Source organism: Allobosea sp. 05T439 (assembly GCF_056396005.1).
In genome coordinates, this window is sequence record NZ_JBFTKP010000028.1 from 20,654 (window position 1) to 40,909 (window position 20,256).

Genomic DNA, 20,256 nt, shown 5'->3' on the forward strand with positions numbered 1-20,256 from the left:
ACGCGCGATGAGATCTCAGTCGCGGCCTGTCCCGATCTCCCAGCCATGCCGGATCAGCTCCGGATCGGCATGCTCCTCCTGCGGATAGCCGACGCAGAGCCAGGCGATCAGCTTCCATTGCGGCGGCACGCCAAGCGCAGCCGCGATCGCCTCGGGTTCGAGGATGGAGACCCAGCCGACGCCGATGCCGTGCATGCGCGCTGCCAGCCAGAACTGAGTGATCGCGGCGACCACGGAATAATCGAGCATCTCCGGCATGGTGCGCCGGCCGAGCCCATGACCTTGCTCCGTGCCGTGGTCGCAGAACACCGCAAACTGCTCGGGGGCTTCGCGCAGGCCTTCGAGCTTCAGGTTGGCATAGAGCCGGGCTCGCTCGCCGGCGTAGTCACCGAGCGCCTCGGCGTTGCAATGCGTAAAACTGGTCTGCGCCGCCGCACGCTGCTCTGCGTCCGTGACGCGCAACCAGCGCCAGGGCTGCGAATGGCCGACCGAGGGAGAGAGTTCGGTCAGCTTCAAGAGATGCGCCAATAACGCTTCGGGCACCGGCTCCGACCGGAAGCGGCGCACATCGCGCCGCCAGGCGAGCAGCGTCTCGAATTGCGCCGCAAAGGCCTCGTCGAAGACCGGAGGCCCGCTCATGGCTGCCCGGTGAAGCGGGCGATAGCGTGGAAGAAGGAGCCGGTTACCAGCGCCCGCCGGCCGCCGGCGGGAACCGGAGCCGAGCCATGCGGATCGGTCACCATCGCGAAGGGCGCGTCATCGCCAACCGAAATGATCGTCGCGTAGTGGAATTCATGCCCGGTCAGTGCCTGCCCGGCCGAACCCAGCGGACCATTCGCCTGGAGCACGGCGCGGCGGTAACCCAGATTCATCTTGCGCTTCGCGAAGCTGGTCTCGACCGAGAGCAGGTTCGCCATGGCATGGGCGGTGCCGTCGGCATCGATCAGCGTTCGGCCAAGCACCATGTAGCCGCCGCACTCGCCATGGACTGGCCGGGTCTCCGCGAAGCGGCGCAAGCCGGCCAGGAAGCGGCTGGCGCCGGCGATCCGGCCGGCATGAAGCTCCGGGTAGCCGCCCGGCAGCCAGCAGCTGTCGCAAGTCTCCGGCGGCGATTCGTCGGCGAGCGGCGAAAAGGGAAGGAGCGTTGCGCCGGTCGCACGCCAGCCGGTTTCGACATGCGGATAGACGAAGCTGAAGGCGGCATCGCGGGCAATGGCGATGCAGCGTCCCGGGGCGGGCAGGGCGGGAGCGCCATGCCGGGTTACCGGGAGGTCCGTCGGTTCGGCCACGGCAAGGATCGCATCGAGGTCGACCGCGGCAGAGATCGCGTCTGCGAGCGCATCGAGCCGGCCATGCAGATCCTCTGTCTCGCCGGCTTGCACAAGGCCGAGATGGCGCTCGGGCAGGATCAGGCTTGCCTCGCGCGACAGGGCTCCGAGCACGGGCAAGCGGATCCGCTCCATGCCGGCGCAGGCAAGCCGGCGATGGCGTTCGCTTGCCACCTTGTTGAGGATCACGCCCACGACACGGATGCGCTCGTCATAACGCACGCAGCCGAGAGCCACCGCGCCGGCCGACTGCGCCTGACCGGAGACATCGACGACCAGCACGACCGGCCAGCCGCAGAAGGCCGCGATATCGGCGCTCGCGCCCGTATGCCCCATCTCGCCCGGCACGCCGTCGAACAGGCCCATCGAGCCCTCTGCGACGACGATATCGGCCGCCTCTGCAGCCTCGCCTGCGATCTGGCCGAGCAAGGTGTCCGGCATCGCAAAACTGTCGAGATTGGCGCTCGGTGCGCCGGTTGCGGCCGCGTGGAATGCCGGGTCGATATAGTCCGGCCCGCATTTCAGCCCGCGTACGGTCAGCCCTCGCTTCACCAGCGCCCGTTGCAAACCGAGCGTGATCGTCGTCTTGCCCGAGCCGGAGCGCGGCGCGGCGATGAGGAGGCCTTTTCCGCTCATGCGATGATCTCCGCGGGCTCCTGACGGAGCCCTCTTGCTGCGCTATGCAGGCGCTCATGGAAGACTTGCCGCCCCAAGGCGAATTGCGACGCGGCTGGACGACGGGCGCTTGCGCTGCCGCCGCCGCCAAGTCCGCCTATTGCGGCTGGGCGGCCGGCTCGTTTCTCGATCCCGTCGAGATCACGCTGCCGGGCGGCCAGCGGCCGGCCTTTGCCCTGGCCCGGCAGTCCGCGCTTGCGGAGGGCGCCGAGGCCGGCATCATCAAGGATGCGGGCGACGATCCCGACGTTACGCATGGCGCGCTGGTGGTTGCGCGGGTCGGCCCGGCCGCGCCTGGCGCAGGCATTGTTTTTCGCGCCGGCGAGGGTGTCGGCACAGTCACCTTGCCCGGCTTGCCATTGCCGGTCGGCGAACCCGCCATCAACCCGATGCCGCGCGAGATGATCCGGCAGGCTTTGACGGAGGTCATTGCGGCGACGGGCGGTCCGCGCGACGTCTCCGTCACCATCGCGATCCCCGGTGGGGAGGCCCTCGCCGGAAAGACCATGAATCCGCGCCTCGGCATCGTCGGTGGGCTCTCGATTCTCGGTACGACCGGAATCGTCATACCCTTTTCGTGCGCGGCCTGGATTCACTCGATCCATCGCGGCATCGATGTTGCGCGCGCGACTGGTCTCACCCATGTCGCAGGCGCCACCGGCTCGACCTCCGAAGCCGCTATCCGGCGTCTCCATGGCCTGTCGGAGCAGGCTCTGATCGACATGGGGGATTTCGCCGGTGGCATGCTGAAATATCTGCGGCGCCACCCGGTCCACCGCGTCACGGTCGCCGGCGGCTTCGCAAAGATGGTCAAGCTCGGGCAGGGCATGCTCGACCTGCACTCGCGCGCGGGTCCGGTCGATTTCGCCTGGCTGGCGGCGCGGATTCTGGAGGCGGGCGGCAGTGAGCACCTGGCTGCCTGGGTGCCCGGGGCCAATACGGCGCTCGAGGTGTTGCAACGTGCCCAGGCCGAGGGGTTGCCATTGGCCGAAACCGTCGGCCGGCATGCCTGGGTGAACGCCGCGCATTCCCTCGGCGTGCCGGACAGTGAGCTGGAGATCGCGATTTTCGATCGCACCGGTGGCCTTCTGGCGCGTACGCCATTCCGCAAGGTGGGGTGAGCCCGAGCGTGTCACACGCCACCACCGCTCGGCCGGAAACGCCGGTCGTAGCCTGTGGAATACAAGGCGCTCTCGCCAAAATCCTGCGAGCCGAGCGCGGGGCCGACGAGGATCAGCGCGGTCCGTTCCAACCCCGAGGCCTGGACCTCGGCCACGATCGTGCTCAGCGTTCCGCACAGCACGCGCTCATCTGGCCAGGACGCCCGGAAGACGACGGCGACGGGGCAATCTGCTCCGTAGAACGGTGTCAGCTCGGCGGCGACCTGTCCGATCACGTGGATCGAGAGATGGATGGCGAGCGTCGTGCCCGAGGCCGCGAAGGTCGCGAGCTTTTCGCGCTCKGGCATAGCCGAGGCGCGGCCCGAGGTGCGTGTCAGGACCAGCGATTGCGCGACGCCGGGCAGCGTCAATTCGCGCTTCAGCGTCGCTGCCGCCGCGGCGAAGGCCGGCACGCCGGGCGTGACCGTAAAGGGGATGCCGAGCGCATCGAGCCGACGCATCTGTTCGCCGCAGGCGCTCCAGATCGAGAGATCGCCCGAATGCAGTCGAGCCACGTCCTGCCCCGCTTCATGGGCGGTCTGCATCTCGCCAATGAGCGCATCGAGATCGAGCGGGGCGGTGTCGACGATGCGCGCGCCCGGTGGACACCAGTCGAGCATCGTGCGCGGGATCAGCGAGCCGGCATAAAGGCAGACCGGGCAGGCGGCGATCAGGTCGCGCCCGCGAAGGGTGATGAGATCGGCGGCACCTGGGCCGGCGCCAATGAAATGGATGGTCATGACGTGGCGCTCCGCGCCAGCGCGCAGGTGACGCGGGCAGTGGCGATCCGTGGCTGGATCAGCACCGATCCCGGGCCGGCGGCCGCAAGCGCAGCCGCCTCCGCGACGGAGCCGACGCCATAGAGAGAGGCGATGCGGGTCGAGCGGGTTGCGCAGGCGGCCTCGTAGCCCTTGAGCGCTTCGTCTGGAATCGCGACGAGTTCGGCGTTGCGGCTCCGCGCCGTGGCAAGGAGACCCGCCTCGCGCGAACGGCTGGAGATGGTGGCGAGGCGCAACGCGGTCGGCGCCACGCCGGCTTGCCTGAGCGCCTGGTCGAGGCAGGCGAGGATATCCACCTCGCTGGTGCCCGGGCGTAATCCGATCCCCGCCACGATCACGGCTTCACCACCCGCCATTGTGTCACCGGCATCGCGGCGCGCCAGCCATGCATGCTGCCGACCGCGTCGAGATGGCTGACGCCGATCCGGCGCAAGGTGCCGCCATGCGCGGCGTAAAGCGCCGCAAGCCGTGCCTCGCCCTCCAGCGTCACCACATTGGCGACGAGGCGACCGCCCGACTTCAGCGCACCCCATGCAGCCTCGAAAACTCCGGGCTCGGTCATGCCGCCGCCGATGAAGACCGCATCCGGGACCGGGCGGCCGGGAAAGCTCGCAGGTGCCGCGCCGATGGCGACCTCGATTCGGAGCGCACCGAGGGCTGAGCCGTTGCGGGTGATCCGCGCAGCCCGCTCGGGCCTGGCCTCGAAGGCGATGGTCTGGTTGCCGGGATTGCGCAGGCACCATTCGAGCCCGATCGAGCCCGAACCGGCGCCGACATCCCAGAGCAGTTCTCCAGCACGGGGTCGCAGGGCGGACAACGTGATCGCACGGATATCGGCCTTGGTGATCTGGCCGTCATGCTCGAACCAGTCGTCATCCAGTCCGGAGGCGAGTGGGAGGATACGCGCTTCACGCTCTGCGACCAGATCCAGCGCGATCAGGTTGAGCGGGTCGACTGTGCCGAGATCGAAGGCCTGCGCCTTGCACTCGCGGATACGTTCGCGTGGACCGCCGAGCGCCTCCATCACCACGAGGCGCGAGGCACCAAAGCCGCGTGCGCTCATCAATTCAGCCAGCTTTCCCGGGGTCGAACCATCCCAGGACAGAGCGAGCACGCGCCGGCCCGGCTGCAGAAAGGGGATGATGCGTTCCAGCGCACGACCATGCAGCGAGACGCGGCCGCATTCCTCTTGCGGCCAGCGCAGCCGGTTGCAGGCGAGCGCAAAGGAAGAGAGCTGCGGATAGATCCGCATCTCGTCCGGGCCGAGTGCCTTCGCCAGGCCGGCACCGATTCCGTAATGGAACGGGTCGCCCGTGGCGAGCACGCAGACCTTGCGGCCTCTCTGCGAGAGGATCAGCGGCAGCGCATTGCGGAAGGGCTGCGGCCAGGGCGCAGCCTCGCCCGCAACCGGCCCGATCAGGGCGATATGCCGGGCGCCGCCATAGACGAGCTCGGCGCCTTCAAGCGCGGCAAGCGCGTCCGGCGAAAGCCCGGCGCGGCCGTCTTCTCCAAGCCCGACGAGGGAGAGCCAAGGCTCGGTGGCCGAGGCGGATGCCCTCGACAGTTCGTCGGATTCAGGCGAAAACAATGTCATGACGGTCCTGATCCTCGGCGGCACCAGCGAAGCTGTCGCGCTTGATCAGCTTCTTGCTGACCAGGCGCCGGAAATCCGCGCGGTTGTCTCGCTGGCCGGACATACCTCCGATCCCAAACCCCTCAATCTGCCGGTGCGTGTCGGTGGTTTCGGCGGCATCGAAGGCCTGCGGCATTATCTCATAGAAAACCGGGTCGTTGCCGTGGTCGATGCCACGCATCCCTTCGCAGCTATCATGCCGTTCCATGCGGAGGCGGCCTGCAAGGCCGAGAACGTGCCGATCATCGCGATCCGCCGTGAATCCTGGAAGCCGCGGCCGGGTGATCGCTGGCGCTCGGTGCCGGACATTCAAGCTGCAGTCGAGACGCTGGGCACGCAGCCGCGTCGCGTCTTCCTGACGGTCGGACGGCTCGAGCTGCCGGCCTTCGCCGACGCGCCGCAGCACCATTATCTCGTCAGGGTGATCGAGCCGATCGGCGACCGGCTGCCGCTCAACGGCATCAAGGTCATCCAGCAGCGCGGCCCGTTCGAGGCCGATGAAGAGGAGGATCTGATGCGCCGGGAGGGCATCGAGATTCTCGTCTCGAAGAATTCCGGCGGTCCGGCGACAGTCGGCAAGCTGACGGCGGCGCGCCGGCTCGGCCTTCCCGTGATCATGGTCGAGCGGCCGCCCAAACCCGATGTCGCAACCGTCGACCATATCGATCAGGTCCTGCCCTGGCTGGTGGCGCAGGGGATCTTCGTCACCGAACGCGGCGTATAGACGATCGGCGCCTGGCCCGGGCGGGCGATCGATCGCGTGCTCGAGGCACCGATCATCACGAGCGTTGCCATGTCGGCCGAGCCTGCCGCCCCCACAGCCTCGCTCATCGGCAATACGCGCAGGACTTCGTCCGGTCGTCCGACAGCGCGCGCGAAGATCACGGGTGTTTCAGGCGCGCGATGCCGGGCAGCCAGCGTTAGGGCCTCGCCGAGCTGCCAGGGCCGAGCCTTCGAGATCGGGTTATAGAGCGAGATCACGAAATCGGCGCTCAGCGCCGCTTCCAGCCGCGCGGTGATCACGTCCCAGGGCTTGAGGTTGTCAGAGAGCGAGATTGCGCAGAAATCGCCGCCAAGCGGCGCGCCGGCCCGCGCCGCTGCGGCGAGCATCGCGGTAATCCCGGGCTCGACGCTGATCGGCAGCGCAAGCCAGCCGGTTTCGCCGGCCTCGAGTGCCTCGAACACCGCCGCTGCCATCGCGAAGACGCCGGGATCGCCGCCTGATACCACCGCGACTGCGCGACCCTCGGCTGCAAGCTGCAACGCATAGCGAGCGCGTGCGATCTCGACCCGGTTGTCGGATGCGTGCTTCGTCTGCCCCCCGCGCACCGCCAGTCGGTCCAGATAGGGACCATACCCGACGAGGTCGGTAGCCGCTTCGAGCGCGGCTTGTGCAGCCGGCGTCAGCCAGTGCGGCTCTCCAGGGCCGAGGCCGACGATGGTGAGCGAGCCGCTCATAGCCGCCGGCCCTCGCCTGGAACGAGGATCATCGAGAAATAGGGGGCAACGTCATCGGTCTTCTCATCGAGCCGGGTCACGACCTGCCCCGCCATCGTTGCCCGCTCGACATAGATCGCGCGATGGATCAGCCCGGCTGCCTTCAGCGCGCGGCGTACTTTCGGCAGGTTGCGACCAAGCTTCATGATCACGGCCGCATCGGTGTCGACCAGGCGACGACGCAGTTCCGCCTCGGGCAAGGTGCCGGGCAGCACGGTCATGACGTCGTCACCCCAGGTGATCGGGGCACCTGCACGAACCCAGGCGCCGGCCATGCCGGTGACGCCCGGTACAACCTCGGTCGGGAAACGGTGGGCGAGGCGCCGCCATAGATGCATGAAGGAACCGTAGAAGAACGGATCGCCGTCGCAGAGCACCGCGACGGTCCGGCCCGCCGCCATCTCGGCTGCGAGCAATTCGGCGGATTCATCGTAGAAGGTGGCGATCGGCCCGGTATAGCCGTCCTCGCTGACAGGAACCTCGGTCGTCACCGGAAAGGCGAGCACGATCTCGCGCGCTGGATCCGGCGGGATCACCGCGTCGGCTGTCACGCGGGCATTGCCACGGCTGCCCTTCTTGCAGAAATGCACCAGCCGGTCGGCGGTCGTGATGATGTCGCGGGCCCGGACCGTCATGTAGTCGGGGTCGCCGGGCCCCAGGCCGACGCCGAAGAGCAGGGTGCCTGCGTTCTGGGGCAAGGACCGGTCCATGCTCACCGGCTCACTCCTTCTCTTGCGCCAGGGCGTTGACGGCAGCGGCCGCCATCGCAGAGCCGCCGCGGCGCCCATGCACGACAAGGAAGGGCACGCGGCCGTCCTGTGCCAGCGCCTGCTTCGATTCGGCTGCACCGACGAAACCGACCGGGATGCCGATCACGGCTGCCGGTTTTGGCGCACCGGCATCGAACATTTCGAGCAGCCGGAAAAGCGAGGTCGGGGCATTGCCGACGACGACCAAGGCTCCCGCGAGATGCGGCCGCCACAGCTCCATGGCCGCGGCCGAGCGCGTTGTGCCGGCCTGTTTGGCCAGTGCCGGCACCTCAGCCTGGTCCAGCGTGCAAATCACTGCGTTGCTGGCCTGCAAACGGGCGCGGGTCACGCCGTTCGCGACCATCTTGGCGTCGCACAGGATCGGAGCGCCGGCGCGCAGCGCAGCCTCCGCCGCATCCGTGAAATCGGCTGACATCTCGACATCGCGCGGCAGGTCGGTCATGCCGCAGGCATGGATCATGCGTACCACCACGCGGGCGGCCGCGCCTGAGAAGCGGGAGAGGTCGGCCTCGGCCCGGATGATGGCGAAGGAGCGCTCATAGATCGCATCACCCTCGCGGATATAGTCGTAGCGCGTGTTCAAACCTGTGGTCCTGAAAACCGGCCTGCGGTCAGGCGGGTGTGAATGTCCTGTCCCGGCTGCAGACGCTGCACAATCTGCGAAAGGTCAAGCCTCGCCATCGGCTTGTCCCGCGTCGTTCCGCCGATGACGACGTCATAGCGGCCGTCATGCCCGACCAGCGTGAGGTCGGCGGGGCCTGATTGCGCGCAGGATTTGACGCAGGCCGATAGATGCAGGCTGAGGCCAGCAGCAAGGAGCGAGGCTGCCGCTTCGGCCAGGACTGCGGCATCGCCCATCGTCTGCGTCTCGCCGCGCAGGCAGGCCGGCTTGCCGGAGCATGCCTGCACTGCAAGCCGTGGATCGGCGTCGCGGGTGATCAGCCCCAGTGCCTCGCATCGTGCGGCGAGGCTCGCGGCGGCATCGTGCTCGAGGCCCAGGAAAGCCAGCCCGCGCCAGGGCGAAAAGCGGATTTCGCTGACGCCATGCGCGCCGGCGGCCTCGCATAGCCGCGACAATGTCCGAGTGTCCGAGCGGCCGAACGGCAGCCCAGCGATCAGGGCAAAACGGGAGGCGCGCAACGCGAAGAGCCCGACCCGCCTCGGCGCGGAGCGAGCCGCCGGCGCACCGGCCGGCGCTATCGAGCGGGCCTCGGTCAGCGCGCTAATCTGGTCGTGGTCGAGATCACGCAGGCGATGGATCCTGTCAGCCTCGGCCCGCCGGTATGCCGCAAAGCCCTGCAACAGCCCTGCCGTCACGGCGCCTGCATCACCGGATGCGACCGGGCCAAACCAGCCGCCTTGCGGCAGGCCGATCACGACGGAACCCTGGTCAATCGCAACCACGCGCAGATCGCCGGCAAAGCCATCGAGTGCGAGCTCGCCGCCGCCATCGACGATGACGCTGGTCTTGGGCGGCAACCCTGAGATGGCGCGCCCCTGACGTTCCAGGGATGCGGCCAGAATGGCGGCATCGATCAGGTCGCTCGGATCCTGCCCGGCGAGCGGTGAGGTGAGCACCAGGCGCTGCGGCCCGGGCCCGCCGGCTTCGTCGACGAGCCGCTCCGCGAGCAAGGCCTCGACAAGGGCGGGATGGGCCTCCTGCCGCACACCCCTGATCTGGAGATTGCCGCGGCTGGAAATCTCGACGAGGCCATTGCCCGTCTCTTCGGCCAGATCCGCCACGCGTCGCAATTGTGCGGGCTGCATCTGCCCGCCCGGCGGGTGCAGCCGCACGAGCCAGCCGTCCCCGGTTTCCATCGGCCGGAGCGTGCTCGGGCACCAGCCGCGCCGGAGCGCTTCTTGCGTCGGGGCGGTCATTCCGCCGCGTCCTTGCTGGCGAGGAAGGCGGCCACGGAATTGCGCCGGGTCTGCCAGAGGCCGCGCCGCTCGGCTTCCGTCAGCCGCGCGCGGATCGAGGCAGCCGCGGGCGCATTGGCCTGTTCCAGCGCGCTCCAGATGGCCGGATCCGCGCAATAGGCCTGGAATACGGCGTCGAACAGTCCGTCCGAGGCCGCGTCTGTGCTGGCCGCATAGACGAAGAGTGTGTCGACGGTCTCGGCAAGTTCGGCCGCGCCGCGCCAGCCATGGGCAAGCTGGCCCGCAATCCAGCGCGGGTGGCAGAGCCGGCCATGGACGATGCGCGCAATGTCCTCGGCCAGGGTGCGCGTTTTCGGCGCTTCCGGGTTGGAGCTGTCGAGACTGTAGAGTGCGGCCTCGCTGCCGAGCGCCTGCGCTGCCGCGGCAAAACCGCCGATCACATCGGCCGCGCTGGTCGCTTCGAGAATGTCGCGCCCCGCCGTGTCGCTGACATGAACGAAGGCGCTTGCCGAGGCGACGCGACGCGCGAAGCCGGGATCGGCGCTGGCAAGGCCCTCCGTACCACCGAAGGCATGATCGCTGGCCGCGAGATAGGCGGCGCCAAGCTCGCCGCGGCTCTCCCATTGCCCGTCGAGCGCGCGGTCGGCCATGGCCGCGCCGAAGCGGCCGGGTGCCGGGCCGAAGATGCGTGCGGCGTCTTCGCCGCGCCGGCGGGCTGCAGCAGGCTCGTTCCATTCATCGGCTTCGTCCAGCACTGCTACGGCGCGCGCAGCGGCGTCGAGCAGTGCGATCTGACCTGGGAATGTGTCGCGGAAGGCGCCGGAGATACGGATGGTGACGTCGATGCGCGGGTGATCGAGCTTGGCCAGGGGAATGACGGAAAATCCGGTCACTCGCGTCGAGGCGTGATCCCAGAGCGGCGCGACGCCCATCAGGGCAAGCGCATGTGCGATGTCCTCGCCACCGGAACGCAGAGTGGGCGAGGCCCAGAGATCCATCACGATCCGGCGTGGATAATCGCCGTGGTCCTGGAGATGGCGTGCGATCAGCGACGCCGCGGCGCGCGAGCCGAGGCGCGCGGCGGCCCGGGTCGGGATCGCGCGCGGATCGAGCGTCGAGAGGTTGCGGCCGGTCGGCAGCACATCGCTTTGCCCGCGATGCGGCGAGCCGGCAGGGCCGGGCGGAACGAACCGCCCGGCCAGAGCGCGCAGCAAGTTGTCGCGCTCGTTGCGGGATGACGCGGGATCGTGCGCAGCCCGCCCGAAGACATGCAGCCCATCCCGGAAGGGCAGTTCGGCGATGTCGCAGAGATGCGCGTCGAGCTGGCTCAGTGCGCTCGCCATGTCGAGATCGGGCGTGACACCGCAGGCTTCCGCCAGCCCGCTTGCTTCGGCTCGCCCGCGGATTTCACGGGCGACGATCTCGGCGCGGCGCGGATCGAGGACCTGCGCTTGCGAAAACTCCTCGACGAGATCACGCAGCAGAGCCACTTCGCCGGCTGCATCCACATGCACCAGTTCGGGTGGGAGATGGCCGAGCGTCACGGCCGAAAGCCGGCGCTTGGCAGGGGCCGCCTCACCGGGGTCATCGACGACATAGGGGTAGATCACCGGCAGGCCGCCAACCGCAAGCCGAGGCCAGCAGCTCGCTGAAAGAGCCACCGCCTTGCCCGGCAGCCACTCGGTCGTGCCATGCGTACCGAGATGGATCAGTGCGTCGGCATCGGCAATCCGCCGGAGGCCGAGATAGAAGGCGAGATAGGCATGGCCCGGCGGCGCATCGGGATCGTGATAGCGCAGCTTGCGGTCGGGCGTCGTGTCGCGAGCGGGCTGCAGCGCGATGGTGAGACGGCCATTGCGGACCACACGGAAACGGAAGGCCGAGCCATCGCAGTCACGATCCGCCTCAGGTTCGCCATGGGCCGCGATGAGTGCCGCGCCTGCCGCGCCGGGAATGGCGCCGAGCCAGGCGTGATAATCGGCGAGCGGGACTGCAAACTCTGCTGGCCCTTCAGTCAGCGCCTGCATCAAACGCGTGTCGTCACCATGAGCAAGGTGACCGTCCCGGCTCTGCCTTGGCTCGTCCGGGATGACACTCTGCGCGGAGGGGCCGACATCGTATCCGGTCTGCGCCAGCAGTTCGCAAATGGCCCCGACGCTGGCTGGGGTATCGAGCCCGACTGCAAAGCCGGCCCGTCCTCCGCGCGCCGGGTAGTCGGACATGACCAGGGCGAGGTTGCGCTCGGCAGCCGGCTTGCCGGCCAGCGCGATCCAGCCTGAGGCGAGATCGGCAAGGGCGGCGACACCATCGCGATCAGGAACCAACCGGCGGCTCGTCAGGCCGGTCCTGCTGTCCGTCATCTCGGCCTTGAAGGCGACGGGCAGCGCCCCCAACCGTCCGTCGAATTCAGGCAGCGCCACCTGCATGGCGAGGTCGGCCCCGGAAAGCCCGCGCGGCGAGGCCTCCCAGGCGTCGCGCGGGCTGCCGACCGGCACGGCCTGCAGGATCGGGCAATCGGCGGTGTCCAGCACGAAATCGGCGCTGTTGCGGGCCGAGAACGCGGTGGTGGTGATGATGGCGGCGGGCTTGCGCGCGGCGATMAGGGCCGCAAGTTCGCCGGTGACGGCCGGGTCCTTCAAGCTCGTAAGGGCCAGAATCAACGGGGCATGGCCGCGCGCACTCAGCGCCTCTGCGATCGCCTCCGCCATGGCGGTGTCTCCGGCGGCGACGCTGGAGCGATAGACCAGGATCGGGACTAGCGCGTTCGCGACGGGGCGCTGTGAGAGCGCTTCACGCCATGCGAGCGGAGCACCGCCCGCACCAAGGGCGAAGAGCGCGGGCAAGGGAGTGGGCGCGAGGTCCGAAGCATCGCTTTCGCGGCGAAGGAACGCATCCACCCGTCCAAGCAGCCGGTGCATATTCTCCGCACCGCCGCCGGCGCGGAAATAGGCGAGAAGCTCCGCCGCGAAATGCGGTTCGACGGTGCCGTACTCGGCCAGCCGCTCATCAGGCCGGTCGTCGCCGGGCAGCACGACGAGCGGTATCCCGCCCCGTCGGCAGATTTCCGCAAGCTGCTCGATGCCGTAACGCCAGTAGTCCAGCCCGCCGAGACAGCGGATCAGCACGAAGCGCGAATGCGCCACCGTCTTCTCGACGAGAAAATCGACGGAGAGCGGGTGTTTCAGCCGGCGCAGCGAGGCGAGCCTGACGGCGAGCTCGCTTGCGCCGGCCGCGGCCGTCAGCGCCGAAAGGTCGCTGTCGGCGAAGGAGAGCACCAGCACATCCCCTGGCGGCAGGGCGAGATCGACGGCGTCTTCGCCGTCGTCAAGCCTGATCTCGCTTGAGGGGAGGAGGTGCATGGCTCAGCCCGCGAGGGCGGCCTCCACGGACTTGCGATCAAAGCCCTTCAGGCCAATCACCACGAGGCGACCATCCTTGGCTTCGCCGGCCGCCCAGGCGCGGTCGTAATGATGGCTGACCCGACGCCCGACACCCTGGACGACGAGCCGCATCGGCTTACCGGGAATCGCCGAAAAACCCTTCAGGCGCAGCACGCCCTCGGCCTCCGCGGCCCTGGCAACGCGGGCCGCCAGCTCCTCGGGCGATGTCGCCGCGGCGAGAGCGAAATCGAGGCTTTCGAAATCGTCGTGGTCGTGGTCCTCGGCGCTCTCATGGTGCGAGGGGCGTCCAGCGAGATCGGCCTCGGCAGCCGCGTTGAGGCCAATAATCAGGGCGGGCTCGACCTTGCCATGGGCCGTCTCGACGATCTTGATCGCCTTCGGCAGATGCGCGGCGATCTCGGCCTTGACGCGTTCGCGGCCGGCCGCATCGACGAGGTCGCTCTTGTTGAGCAGGATCAGGTCGGCGCAGAGGATCTGGTCCTCGAACACTTCTTCGAGCGGGTTGTCGTGCCCGACCGCGGCATCCTGCGCCGCCTGCGCAGCGAGAGCGGCGGGATCATCCGCGAACTGGCCATCCGCCACGGCCGGACCATCGACCACGGCGATGACACCATCGACCGTGACACGTGACCGAATGGCCGGCCAATTGAACGCGTTGACCAGCGGCTTCGGCAGGGCAAGCCCCGAGGTCTCGATCAGGATGTGTTCCGGCGGGTTCGGCCGGTCGAGCAGCTTTTCCAGCGCTGGCACGAAGTCGTCGGCGACGGTGCAGCAGATGCAGCCATTCGGCAGCTCGACGATGTCCTCCGCGGTGCAGCCGGAAATGCCGCAGCCGTCGATGAAGGAACCGTCGAAGCCGAGATCGCCGAACTCATTGACCAGCACGGCGATGCGCTTGCCCCCTGCATTCTCCAGCAGGTGCCGCACCAGTGTGGTCTTTCCGGCCCCGAGGAAGCCGGTGATGATCGTGCAGGGGATCTTGCCCAGCGAGCGGGCTTGGGGAGCGTTCATGATCTCATCCTTGTTGGCGCGCCGGGAGAGGCGGTACGCGCGCGACCACGCCCTTGCGGAACGAAGCGGGTCTTTCTTTCCAGGGAACGATACCGTTTGCGCTGGCTGCAAAGCTTGCAGCTGCGTCAACGATTTCGGCGATATGGGTGTCTGCGTCGAGATCGCCGATCAGATAGGTCCATTTGCCGTCGGCCGCCAAGGCGACGGTGCAGGGGCGATTGCAGACCGCGAGGCAGTCGACGGGTTCGACCGGAAGCGTCCCGCCGTCGCGCGCGATGCGTTCGCGCAGCGCCTCGGCAAAACCCAGTCCGGGCTGGTCGTAACCCTCCGGCAGGTCCGCCCGCGCGCGCCGGCAGGCGACGCAGACGAAAATGGTGACATCGCCTTCGGGCATAGGCCGGTTCCTTTGCTTCCGGCGCGATCCCGGGGGATCGCGCTCAGCGTCAGGCCTTGGCCGGGGCTGCGGCACGGCGCGTCGCCCAGGGCCAGAGCACGCCGACGGCAAAGCCGGTAGCGAGCCAGAGGGCAGCCTGGAGCGCGAGCGAGAGCGCGGCGAAATGCGCTGCGATTTCGGCCGGGACCTTGCTCTCCGGGGCGGCGGGATGTGGTGCGCCGATCAGATGCGGGACGAGCATGGCAAGCACGGCAAGTGCCCGCAGCCAGCTCGCCTCCGTCCGCAGGAAGACCCAGAGGCCGCCGGCGGTGACGAGCGCGGTGGCGATCCACCAGGTCTGGCGGTGGAGCAGTTCGGCTGACGCGCTGCCGGGCAATTCCGGTGCGAGCCCGGTCGCCGGCACGAGGCCGAAGGCCAGGAAGCCGCAAGCCGCCCAGATCAGTGCGGTCCGTTCAGTGATGGCATCGCCCGCTGCGATCATGCCGCCGAGCAGCAGGGCGGCAAAGCCGATCGCGGTCGCAATGGTGACGATGGTGGTGAAGGCCGTGCGCTGCAAGCCGTCCTGTGGCTTCCACTCGGCGTGGTCGGCTGCGTCGGCGCCGCCATGGGCAAGGACGATCCTGGCATCGCCGGTGAAGCTGGCGTGCTGAAGCTCGGCTGCGCGCAACGCCGTCTCAAAGGTTTCCGCCTTGAGGATCAGCGGCGTGGTGGTGACATGCTGGAGTGCTGCGACCAGGAGCCCAGCAAGAAGCCCGGCCAGAAGACTGACCGTGAGAACACGATTGACCATGTTGCCTTTCCCTCAGTGGCAGGGAAAGGCGAGGGTGTGGCGCGTGTCGTGGGCTGCGTTGTGAACGCTGGTCGAATGGGCGAAGCCGACGGTGAAGATCAGGGCTGCGCCGAGTGCCAGGGCAGCTGCGACAGCCTTGACGCGCTCGGATGCGCTGGCCTGGGTGGTGATCGAAGCCGTATTCGTCGTCATCTCGGTCTCCTTGGCCACCCCGCCGGCAGCCCGCTGGATTGCATCACTCATCGACGGCAGGTCTCCTGGCTCGCGGGTCCGGATCTCTCGCCGCCTTCCCGGGACAATCCCAGTGGCCGATGGCGCGAAACTCGCCGCTTACAGTTGCGGGGGCAGCCGCGGTATCGCACCGCGTTCCCTTTTCACCTCCTTGCAGAGGCACCGTCGGGGATGATCATTAGCCATCTGCACGGTGCTGTGCAATGCAGCGATCGTGATTGCGAGCGCAGTGAAGCGATGTGATCTCTGATGGCCTGTCCCGGCTTGTTTCGCTTCGCTCGCCAGGTCCGTTCCTTAGGCTGATCTTCCCTGGGTTGAGATTTTGGCAGTGGCAGCGATCCTTTCCCCTCTTACCCTCGTTCTGGGCGGCGCCCGCTCCGGCAAGAGCCGCCATGCCGAGGCCCTGATCGAGATGGTGCCGGCGCCCTGGATCTATCTCGCCACGGCGCAGGCCTATGACGATGAGATGCGCGCCCGGATTGCCGAGCACCGCGCCCGCCGGTCGCAGGATTGGATGACCATCGATGCGCCGCTGGCCCTGGCGCAGTCGATCCGCGCGGTTCCCGCGGGGCAACCTGCCCTGGTGGACTGCCTGACGCTCTGGCTGACCAACGTGATACTGGCAGAGCAGGATGTGGCGGCTGCAAGCCGGGAACTGGTCGAGGCCTGCGTTTCGGCACGTGGCCCGGTGGTCCTGGTTTCCAACGAGGTCGGGCTCGGTATCGTGCCCGAGAATGCGCTCGCCCGACGGTTCCGCGACGAGGCGGGGCGGTTGCACCAGATGCTTGCGGCGCGGGCCGACCGGGTGATCTTCATGGTCGCCGGTCTGCCGATGCAGGTGAAATGAGCAGGAGGTTCCGATGACGATCGATGCTGACGAGGCCGCCCGCCACAAGGCCAAGATGGAAAAGCGCAAGGCGGTGCAGGATGCCGAGGTCGCCGCCAAGACGATCGAAAAGGGACTCCTGATCGTCAATACGGGGCCAGGCAAGGGCAAGTCGACCGCCGCCTTCGGATTGATCCTGCGGGCTCTCGGCCATGACTGGCGCGTCGGGGTGGTGCAGTTCATCAAGGGCGCCTGGGCGACAGGTGAACGCAAGGCGCTCGACGCCTTCGGCGATCGCATCGTCTGGCACACGATGGGCGAAGGCTTCACCTGGGAAACGCAGGACAAGGCCCGCGACATCGCTGCCGCCGGGCGCGCCTTCGCCAAGGCCAAGGCGTTGATGGACGATCCGGAGATACGCCTGCTCGTGCTCGACGAACTCAATATCGCGCTGCGCTACGACTATCTGCCGCTGGCGGAGGTGGTCGAGACATTGGCGAGCCGGCGCCCTGATCTGCACATCGTCGTCACCGGCCGCAATGCCAAGCCCGAGTTGATCGCCGTCGCAGACCTCGTCACCGAGATGACGGTGGTCAAGCATCACTTCGCGGCGGGCGTGAAGGCACAGGCCGGGATCGAGTTCTGAGGCCAGGGCATCGACCCGAAACGTGGATCGCAGCTTTCGGGAAAGTCGAAGCAAACACAGAAGGTGAGATCGTCGTTCCCGATGCGATGCCCGGTCCGATGAACTAGAGGGCGAGCGCGGTGACGGCCCCCGCAACGGCGAGCCCCCACAGCAGCAGACACGCCCTCCGATAGAGAGCGAGCGCCCGCCGGATATCCGCCGCTTCCGCTTCGGCCCGGCCGTCCCCCATCCACCCGTCGTCGACCCTGACATCGCCATAGACGCGCGGGCCCGCCAGCCGGAGGCCGAGCGCACCTGCCATCGCGGCTTCCGGCCAACCGGCATTGGGCGAACGATGATGGCGGGCATCGCGTCGGACAGCTCGCCACGCATTGGCGGGGTCTGACGTTTTGTCGAGTGCGGCGGCTGCGGTCAGCAGCAGCGCGGTGAGGCGAGAGGCGGGAAGGTTGACGAGGTCGTCGAGACGCGCCGCCGCCCAGCCGAAGGCGAGGTGGCGCGGTGTCTTGTGGCCGATCATCGAATCGGCGGTATTGATCGCCTTGTAGAGCGCGCCGCCCGGCAGGCCGCCGACGCCGAGCCAGAAAGCCGGAGCGACGATCCCGTCCGAGAAATTCTCGGCAAGGCTTTCGATTGCGGCGCGGGAAACTCCGGCTTCGTCGAGGGTTTCGGGGTTGCGGCCGACAATCATCGAAACGGCGATGCGTCCGCCTTTGAGCCCGTCCCGCTCCAGTCCTTCGGCGACCCGTGCGACATGCTCGTGCAGGCTGCGCTGTGCGATGAGGCTGGAGGCGACGAGCGCGAGGGGCAGCCAGCCCAGCGGGCCGAGGCCGCGGCAGAGCAGGGTCAGCCCCCATGAGATGGCGAATGTGGCGGCAAGCAGCAGCGCGAGGGCGAGGCCGCCGGCCGCCTTGCGCACGATGAAGGAGGCGCGCTCGCGATTGAGCATCCGGTCGAGCCGGGAGATCAGCGCACCGATCCAGGTGACGGGATGGCCGATCAGCGCATACAAGCCCTGGGGGTAGCCGAATCCCGCCTCGATGATCAGGGCGGCGGCGAGGAGCGGTAGGGAATCGGACAGGCTCATGCGGGGCGGGAATGGCTGAGGCGGCAGGCAAGGTCTGGCATGGCGGCGATCTGGCACAGGCGAAGGCGCTGTTCCCGGAGGCGCCCGAGCCATGGATCGATCTTTCGACCGGGATCAATCCCATCCCCTATCCGGTTCCTGCGCTGCCGTTAAGCCTCTGGCAGCGCCTGCCGGGAGTGCGGGACGAGGCGGCATTGCTCGCTGCGGCACGCGAGACGTACCGGGTGCCCGAGACGGCCGGCATCGTCGCGGCGCCCGGCACTCAGATCCTGATCGAACTGCTGCCGTGTCTTGCGAACACCGGGCCAGTCGTCGTGATCGGCCCGACCTATGCCGAACATGCGGTGGCCTGGCGCAAGGCGGGGATGGACGTGCGGGAGAGCGCAACGCCCGCGGAGGCGGGCGATGCGGGCGTGGTCGTGCTGGTCAACCCGAACAATCCCGATGGGCGGGTGATTGAGCGCGCGCAACTCACGGCGGTTGCGCGTGACCTGGCCGGACGAGGCGGGTTGCTCGTCATCGACGAGGCCTTCATCGATTTCATGCCCGAGGCGAGCCTGATCCCCGAGCTGCCACCGGCGACGCTGATCCTGCGCTCCTTTGGCAAGACTTACGGGCTTGCCGGCTTGCGTCTGGGTTTCGCGATCGGCGAGGCGCGCCTGACGGAGGCCTTGCGTGCCGCGCTCGGTCCCTGGGCCGTCGCGGGGCCGGCGCTTCATATCGGGGCGCAGGCGCTCAGTGACACGGACTGGCTCGCGGCGGCCGCCGGTGCCCGGGCCAGCGATGCCGCCCGCCTCGATGCCTTGCTGGCGTCGCGAGGCGTGATCGTTGGCGGCACCTCCCTGTTCAGGCTGTTGGCGACGCCGGACGCACCGGCACTCTTCGCCCATCTCGGCCGCGACGGCATCTATGTCCGCCGCTTTCAGAACAATGCGAGCTGGCTACGGCTTGGCTTGCCCGGCGACGAGCCGTCCTGGCAGAGGCTCGCCGCTGCTCTGGCATCCTTTCTGCCTCCTGATGCCGCCTAGGGGGCGCATGCATGGAAGGGCGGGACGGAGCCGTTTCGCATGATTAAGCTGGGTTTTGTCATCACGGGGGAATGCAATGAAGCCTTGGCCGCAGGAAAGAGAACTCACGATCGGCTTCGCGCATGCCGCCTACCAGTTGGGAGCGGAGTTCTCCGCGCGGGCGCGCGCCGCGAGGAGCTTTGAGGTTCGCAGCCTCGATGAACTCAAGGCGCGCGCGCCCGAAGCCGATGTCCTCGTCGTCTCCGGACTCTGGCGCAACGAGCTGATCGCCGCCTGCCCGCGCCTGCGCTTCGTCCAGTCGATCAGCGCCGGCACGGATCAGTTCGACAAGGCCGCCTTCGCCGCGGCCGGCATTCGCCTCACCAGTGCGCAGGGGGGCAATGAGCGCGCCGTTGCCGAACACGCGATGGCGCTCATCCTGGGCCTTACCCGTCAGATCCACCTCGCTCGCGACAACCAGATGGCAAAGCATTGGCGGCCGATGATCGGTGATCGCGCCCGACGCGAGGACGAGCTCGGCGGCAAGACGCTTGTCATCGTCGGCCTTGGACGGATCGGCCTGCGTTTGGCGAGGTTGGCTGCGGCTTTCGGTCTGCGCATCATTGGTGTGCGCCGCAGCGAGCGGCCCGTATCAGGCATCGATGCGATTGTGGCGACGGACAAGCTGGGCACGGTTCTGGCTGAGGCCGATATCGTGGCGTTGACCTGCCCGCTGACGCCCGAGACCGAAGGACTGATCGGCAGCGAGGCGCTGGCCGCCATGCGTCCGGGCTCTCTCCTGATCAATGTTGCGCGTGGCCGTGTCGTCGACGAGGCGGCGCTGCTGGCGGCGCTGGGTTCGGGGCGCCTGGCTGGCGCCGGACTCGACTGCTTCCATGACGAGCCGCTCCCACCGGCCTCGCCCTTCTGGGGGCAGCCGAACGTCATCGTCACCCCGCACAGCGCCGGCGAGACGCGCGCCTATGAGACGAACGTCGTCGACATCCTCCTCGACAATCTCGACCGGCTGGCGCGTGGCGACGCGGAGTTGCACAACCAGATCGTTTAGATCATGGAACCGGAACGAAGTCCGGTCCCATGATCTGACTGTGATCGCATCGGTCTTCCCGGTTTCGGGCCGATACC

At 68.1% G+C, this 20,256-nt stretch carries 21 protein-coding genes and 1 riboswitch; of the genes, 6 read left to right on the plus strand and 15 right to left on the minus strand.

Features of this window, described 5'->3' with window-relative positions; genetic code table 11:
- Positions 1–15 precede the first annotated feature (15 nt).
- The gene (bluB, locus tag AC1DIO_RS25270) at positions 16–639 is read right to left on the minus strand and encodes a 5,6-dimethylbenzimidazole synthase (RefSeq protein ID WP_441507493.1); all 624 of its coding nucleotides are present in this window, start codon (positions 637–639) and stop codon (positions 16–18) included.
- Positions 636–1,964, minus strand: coding sequence for a cobyrinate a,c-diamide synthase (locus tag AC1DIO_RS25275; protein WP_476854267.1), 1,329 nt, complete (start codon positions 1,962–1,964; stop codon positions 636–638). The genes bluB and AC1DIO_RS25275 overlap by 4 nt, the downstream gene beginning before the upstream one ends.
- Before the next feature lie 56 nt (positions 1,965–2,020).
- On the opposite strand from AC1DIO_RS25275, the gene AC1DIO_RS25280 reads away from it, so the two are divergent.
- Positions 2,021–3,124, plus strand: a complete 1,104-nt coding sequence (locus tag AC1DIO_RS25280; protein ID WP_441490360.1) for a cobalt-precorrin-5B (C(1))-methyltransferase — start codon at positions 2,021–2,023, stop codon at positions 3,122–3,124.
- A gap of 11 nt (positions 3,125–3,135) precedes the next feature.
- Here the strand turns inward: AC1DIO_RS25280 and cobM are convergent, their stop codons facing one another.
- From cobM to cbiE, 3 genes are read right to left on the minus strand one after another with little or no spacing between them, the layout of a single operon-like run.
- A complete protein-coding gene (gene cobM, locus AC1DIO_RS25285) occupies positions 3,136–3,903 on the minus strand; it encodes a precorrin-4 C(11)-methyltransferase (RefSeq protein ID WP_441490359.1) in 768 nt (255 codons plus the stop codon).
- A complete protein-coding gene (locus tag AC1DIO_RS25290; protein ID WP_441490358.1) occupies positions 3,900–4,298 on the minus strand; it encodes a cobalamin biosynthesis protein in 399 nt (132 codons plus the stop codon). Before AC1DIO_RS25290 ends, cobM begins: the two co-directional genes overlap by 4 nt.
- Positions 4,277–5,536 carry a precorrin-6y C5,15-methyltransferase (decarboxylating) subunit CbiE gene (cbiE, locus tag AC1DIO_RS25295; protein WP_441490357.1) on the minus strand — a complete coding sequence of 420 codons (1,260 nt, stop codon included), beginning with the start codon at positions 5,534–5,536 and terminating at the stop codon, positions 4,277–4,279. The genes AC1DIO_RS25290 and cbiE overlap by 22 nt, the downstream gene beginning before the upstream one ends.
- On the opposite strand from cbiE, the gene AC1DIO_RS25300 reads away from it, so the two are divergent.
- Entirely contained in the window at positions 5,535–6,299 is a 765-nt protein-coding gene (locus AC1DIO_RS25300; RefSeq protein ID WP_441490356.1) for a cobalt-precorrin-6A reductase, read from the plus strand. The genes cbiE and AC1DIO_RS25300 overlap by 2 nt on opposite strands.
- Here AC1DIO_RS25300 and cobJ read toward each other — a convergent pair.
- From cobJ to AC1DIO_RS25345, 9 genes are all read right to left on the minus strand, one after another.
- Positions 6,242–7,033, minus strand: coding sequence for a precorrin-3B C(17)-methyltransferase (gene cobJ / locus AC1DIO_RS25305; protein WP_441507495.1), 792 nt, complete (start codon positions 7,031–7,033; stop codon positions 6,242–6,244). The genes AC1DIO_RS25300 and cobJ overlap by 58 nt on opposite strands.
- Positions 7,030–7,782, minus strand: coding sequence for a precorrin-2 C(20)-methyltransferase (locus tag AC1DIO_RS25310; RefSeq protein WP_441507496.1), 753 nt, complete (start codon positions 7,780–7,782; stop codon positions 7,030–7,032). The genes cobJ and AC1DIO_RS25310 overlap by 4 nt, the downstream gene beginning before the upstream one ends.
- Positions 7,783–7,792: 10 nt before the next feature.
- Positions 7,793–8,425 (minus strand): precorrin-8X methylmutase, encoded by a 633-nt coding sequence (locus AC1DIO_RS25315; RefSeq protein WP_441507497.1) that lies wholly within the window; start codon positions 8,423–8,425, stop codon positions 7,793–7,795.
- The gene (cobG, locus tag AC1DIO_RS25320) at positions 8,422–9,720 is read right to left on the minus strand and encodes a precorrin-3B synthase (protein ID WP_441507498.1); all 1,299 of its coding nucleotides are present in this window, start codon (positions 9,718–9,720) and stop codon (positions 8,422–8,424) included. The genes AC1DIO_RS25315 and cobG overlap by 4 nt, the downstream gene beginning before the upstream one ends.
- The gene (gene cobN / locus AC1DIO_RS25325) at positions 9,717–13,079 is read right to left on the minus strand and encodes a cobaltochelatase subunit CobN (RefSeq protein ID WP_476776621.1); all 3,363 of its coding nucleotides are present in this window, start codon (positions 13,077–13,079) and stop codon (positions 9,717–9,719) included. Before cobN ends, cobG begins: the two co-directional genes overlap by 4 nt.
- 3 nt (positions 13,080–13,082) lie before the next feature.
- Entirely contained in the window at positions 13,083–14,132 is a 1,050-nt protein-coding gene (gene cobW / locus AC1DIO_RS25330; RefSeq protein ID WP_441507500.1) for a cobalamin biosynthesis protein CobW, read from the minus strand.
- Positions 14,133–14,136: 4 nt separating this feature from the next.
- A complete protein-coding gene (locus tag AC1DIO_RS25335) occupies positions 14,137–14,526 on the minus strand; it encodes a DUF1636 family protein (protein ID WP_441490350.1) in 390 nt (129 codons plus the stop codon).
- A gap of 49 nt (positions 14,527–14,575) precedes the next feature.
- Complete coding sequence (locus AC1DIO_RS25340; RefSeq protein ID WP_441507501.1) at positions 14,576–15,316, minus strand: CbtA family protein; 741 nt, start codon at positions 15,314–15,316, stop codon at positions 14,576–14,578.
- A 12-nt stretch (positions 15,317–15,328) separates the two neighbouring features.
- On the minus strand, positions 15,329–15,559 hold the full coding sequence (locus tag AC1DIO_RS25345) for a CbtB domain-containing protein (protein WP_441507502.1): 231 nt from the start codon (positions 15,557–15,559) through the stop codon (positions 15,329–15,331).
- Positions 15,547–15,729, minus strand: a riboswitch (cobalamin riboswitch). It overlaps the preceding gene by 13 nt.
- A gap of 140 nt (positions 15,730–15,869) precedes the next feature.
- Between AC1DIO_RS25345 and cobU the strand changes: the two genes are divergently transcribed.
- Both cobU and cobO read left to right on the plus strand, forming a co-directional pair.
- The gene (gene cobU, locus AC1DIO_RS25350; RefSeq protein WP_476854268.1) at positions 15,870–16,394 is read left to right on the plus strand and encodes a bifunctional adenosylcobinamide kinase/adenosylcobinamide-phosphate guanylyltransferase; all 525 of its coding nucleotides are present in this window, start codon (positions 15,870–15,872) and stop codon (positions 16,392–16,394) included.
- A 13-nt stretch (positions 16,395–16,407) separates the two neighbouring features.
- A complete protein-coding gene (gene cobO / locus AC1DIO_RS25355; protein WP_441507504.1) occupies positions 16,408–17,019 on the plus strand; it encodes a cob(I)yrinic acid a,c-diamide adenosyltransferase in 612 nt (203 codons plus the stop codon).
- A gap of 103 nt (positions 17,020–17,122) precedes the next feature.
- Here cobO and cbiB read toward each other — a convergent pair whose 3' ends face one another.
- Positions 17,123–18,103 carry an adenosylcobinamide-phosphate synthase CbiB gene (gene cbiB / locus AC1DIO_RS25360; RefSeq protein ID WP_476768309.1) on the minus strand — a complete coding sequence of 327 codons (981 nt, stop codon included), beginning with the start codon at positions 18,101–18,103 and terminating at the stop codon, positions 17,123–17,125.
- Between the two features lie 11 nt (positions 18,104–18,114).
- Between cbiB and cobD the strand changes: the two genes are divergently transcribed.
- Both cobD and AC1DIO_RS25370 read left to right on the plus strand, forming a co-directional pair.
- On the plus strand, positions 18,115–19,131 hold the full coding sequence (gene cobD, locus AC1DIO_RS25365) for a threonine-phosphate decarboxylase CobD (RefSeq protein ID WP_441507506.1): 1,017 nt from the start codon (positions 18,115–18,117) through the stop codon (positions 19,129–19,131).
- A gap of 76 nt (positions 19,132–19,207) precedes the next feature.
- Complete coding sequence (locus AC1DIO_RS25370) at positions 19,208–20,179, plus strand: D-2-hydroxyacid dehydrogenase (protein ID WP_441507507.1); 972 nt, start codon at positions 19,208–19,210, stop codon at positions 20,177–20,179.
- Positions 20,180–20,256 lie beyond the last annotated feature (77 nt).

What these genes read in the sequence shown, in the direction of transcription:
- bluB (WP_441507493.1), bottom strand. Translation starts at nt 639, where the DNA reads ATGAGCGGGCCTCCGGTCTTCGACGAGGCCTTTGCGGCGCAATTCGAG.
- AC1DIO_RS25275 (WP_476854267.1), bottom strand. Translation starts at nt 1,964, where the DNA reads ATGAGCGGAAAAGGCCTCCTCATCGCCGCGCCGCGCTCCGGCTCGGGC.
- AC1DIO_RS25280 (WP_441490360.1), top strand. Translation starts at nt 2,021, where the DNA reads ATGGAAGACTTGCCGCCCCAAGGCGAATTGCGACGCGGCTGGACGACG.
- AC1DIO_RS25290 (WP_441490358.1), bottom strand. Translation starts at nt 4,298, where the DNA reads ATGGCGGGTGGTGAAGCCGTGATCGTGGCGGGGATCGGATTACGCCCG.
- AC1DIO_RS25300 (WP_441490356.1), top strand. Translation starts at nt 5,535, where the DNA reads ATGACGGTCCTGATCCTCGGCGGCACCAGCGAAGCTGTCGCGCTTGAT.
- cbiE (WP_441490357.1), bottom strand. Translation starts at nt 5,536, where the DNA reads ATGACATTGTTTTCGCCTGAATCCGACGAACTGTCGAGGGCATCCGCC.
- cobJ (WP_441507495.1), bottom strand. Translation starts at nt 7,033, where the DNA reads ATGAGCGGCTCGCTCACCATCGTCGGCCTCGGCCCTGGAGAGCCGCAC.
- AC1DIO_RS25310 (WP_441507496.1), bottom strand. Translation starts at nt 7,782, where the DNA reads ATGGACCGGTCCTTGCCCCAGAACGCAGGCACCCTGCTCTTCGGCGTC.
- cobG (WP_441507498.1), bottom strand. Translation starts at nt 9,720, where the DNA reads ATGACCGCCCCGACGCAAGAAGCGCTCCGGCGCGGCTGGTGCCCGAGC.
- cobW (WP_441507500.1), bottom strand. Translation starts at nt 14,132, where the DNA reads ATGAACGCTCCCCAAGCCCGCTCGCTGGGCAAGATCCCCTGCACGATC.
- AC1DIO_RS25335 (WP_441490350.1), bottom strand. Translation starts at nt 14,526, where the DNA reads ATGCCCGAAGGCGATGTCACCATTTTCGTCTGCGTCGCCTGCCGGCGC.
- AC1DIO_RS25340 (WP_441507501.1), bottom strand. Translation starts at nt 15,316, where the DNA reads ATGGTCAATCGTGTTCTCACGGTCAGTCTTCTGGCCGGGCTTCTTGCT.
- AC1DIO_RS25345 (WP_441507502.1), bottom strand. Translation starts at nt 15,559, where the DNA reads ATGAGTGATGCAATCCAGCGGGCTGCCGGCGGGGTGGCCAAGGAGACC.
- cobO (WP_441507504.1), top strand. Translation starts at nt 16,408, where the DNA reads ATGACGATCGATGCTGACGAGGCCGCCCGCCACAAGGCCAAGATGGAA.
- cbiB (WP_476768309.1), bottom strand. Translation starts at nt 18,103, where the DNA reads ATGAGCCTGTCCGATTCCCTACCGCTCCTCGCCGCCGCCCTGATCATC.
- cobD (WP_441507506.1), top strand. Translation starts at nt 18,115, where the DNA reads ATGGCTGAGGCGGCAGGCAAGGTCTGGCATGGCGGCGATCTGGCACAG.
- AC1DIO_RS25370 (WP_441507507.1), top strand. Translation starts at nt 19,208, where the DNA reads ATGAAGCCTTGGCCGCAGGAAAGAGAACTCACGATCGGCTTCGCGCAT.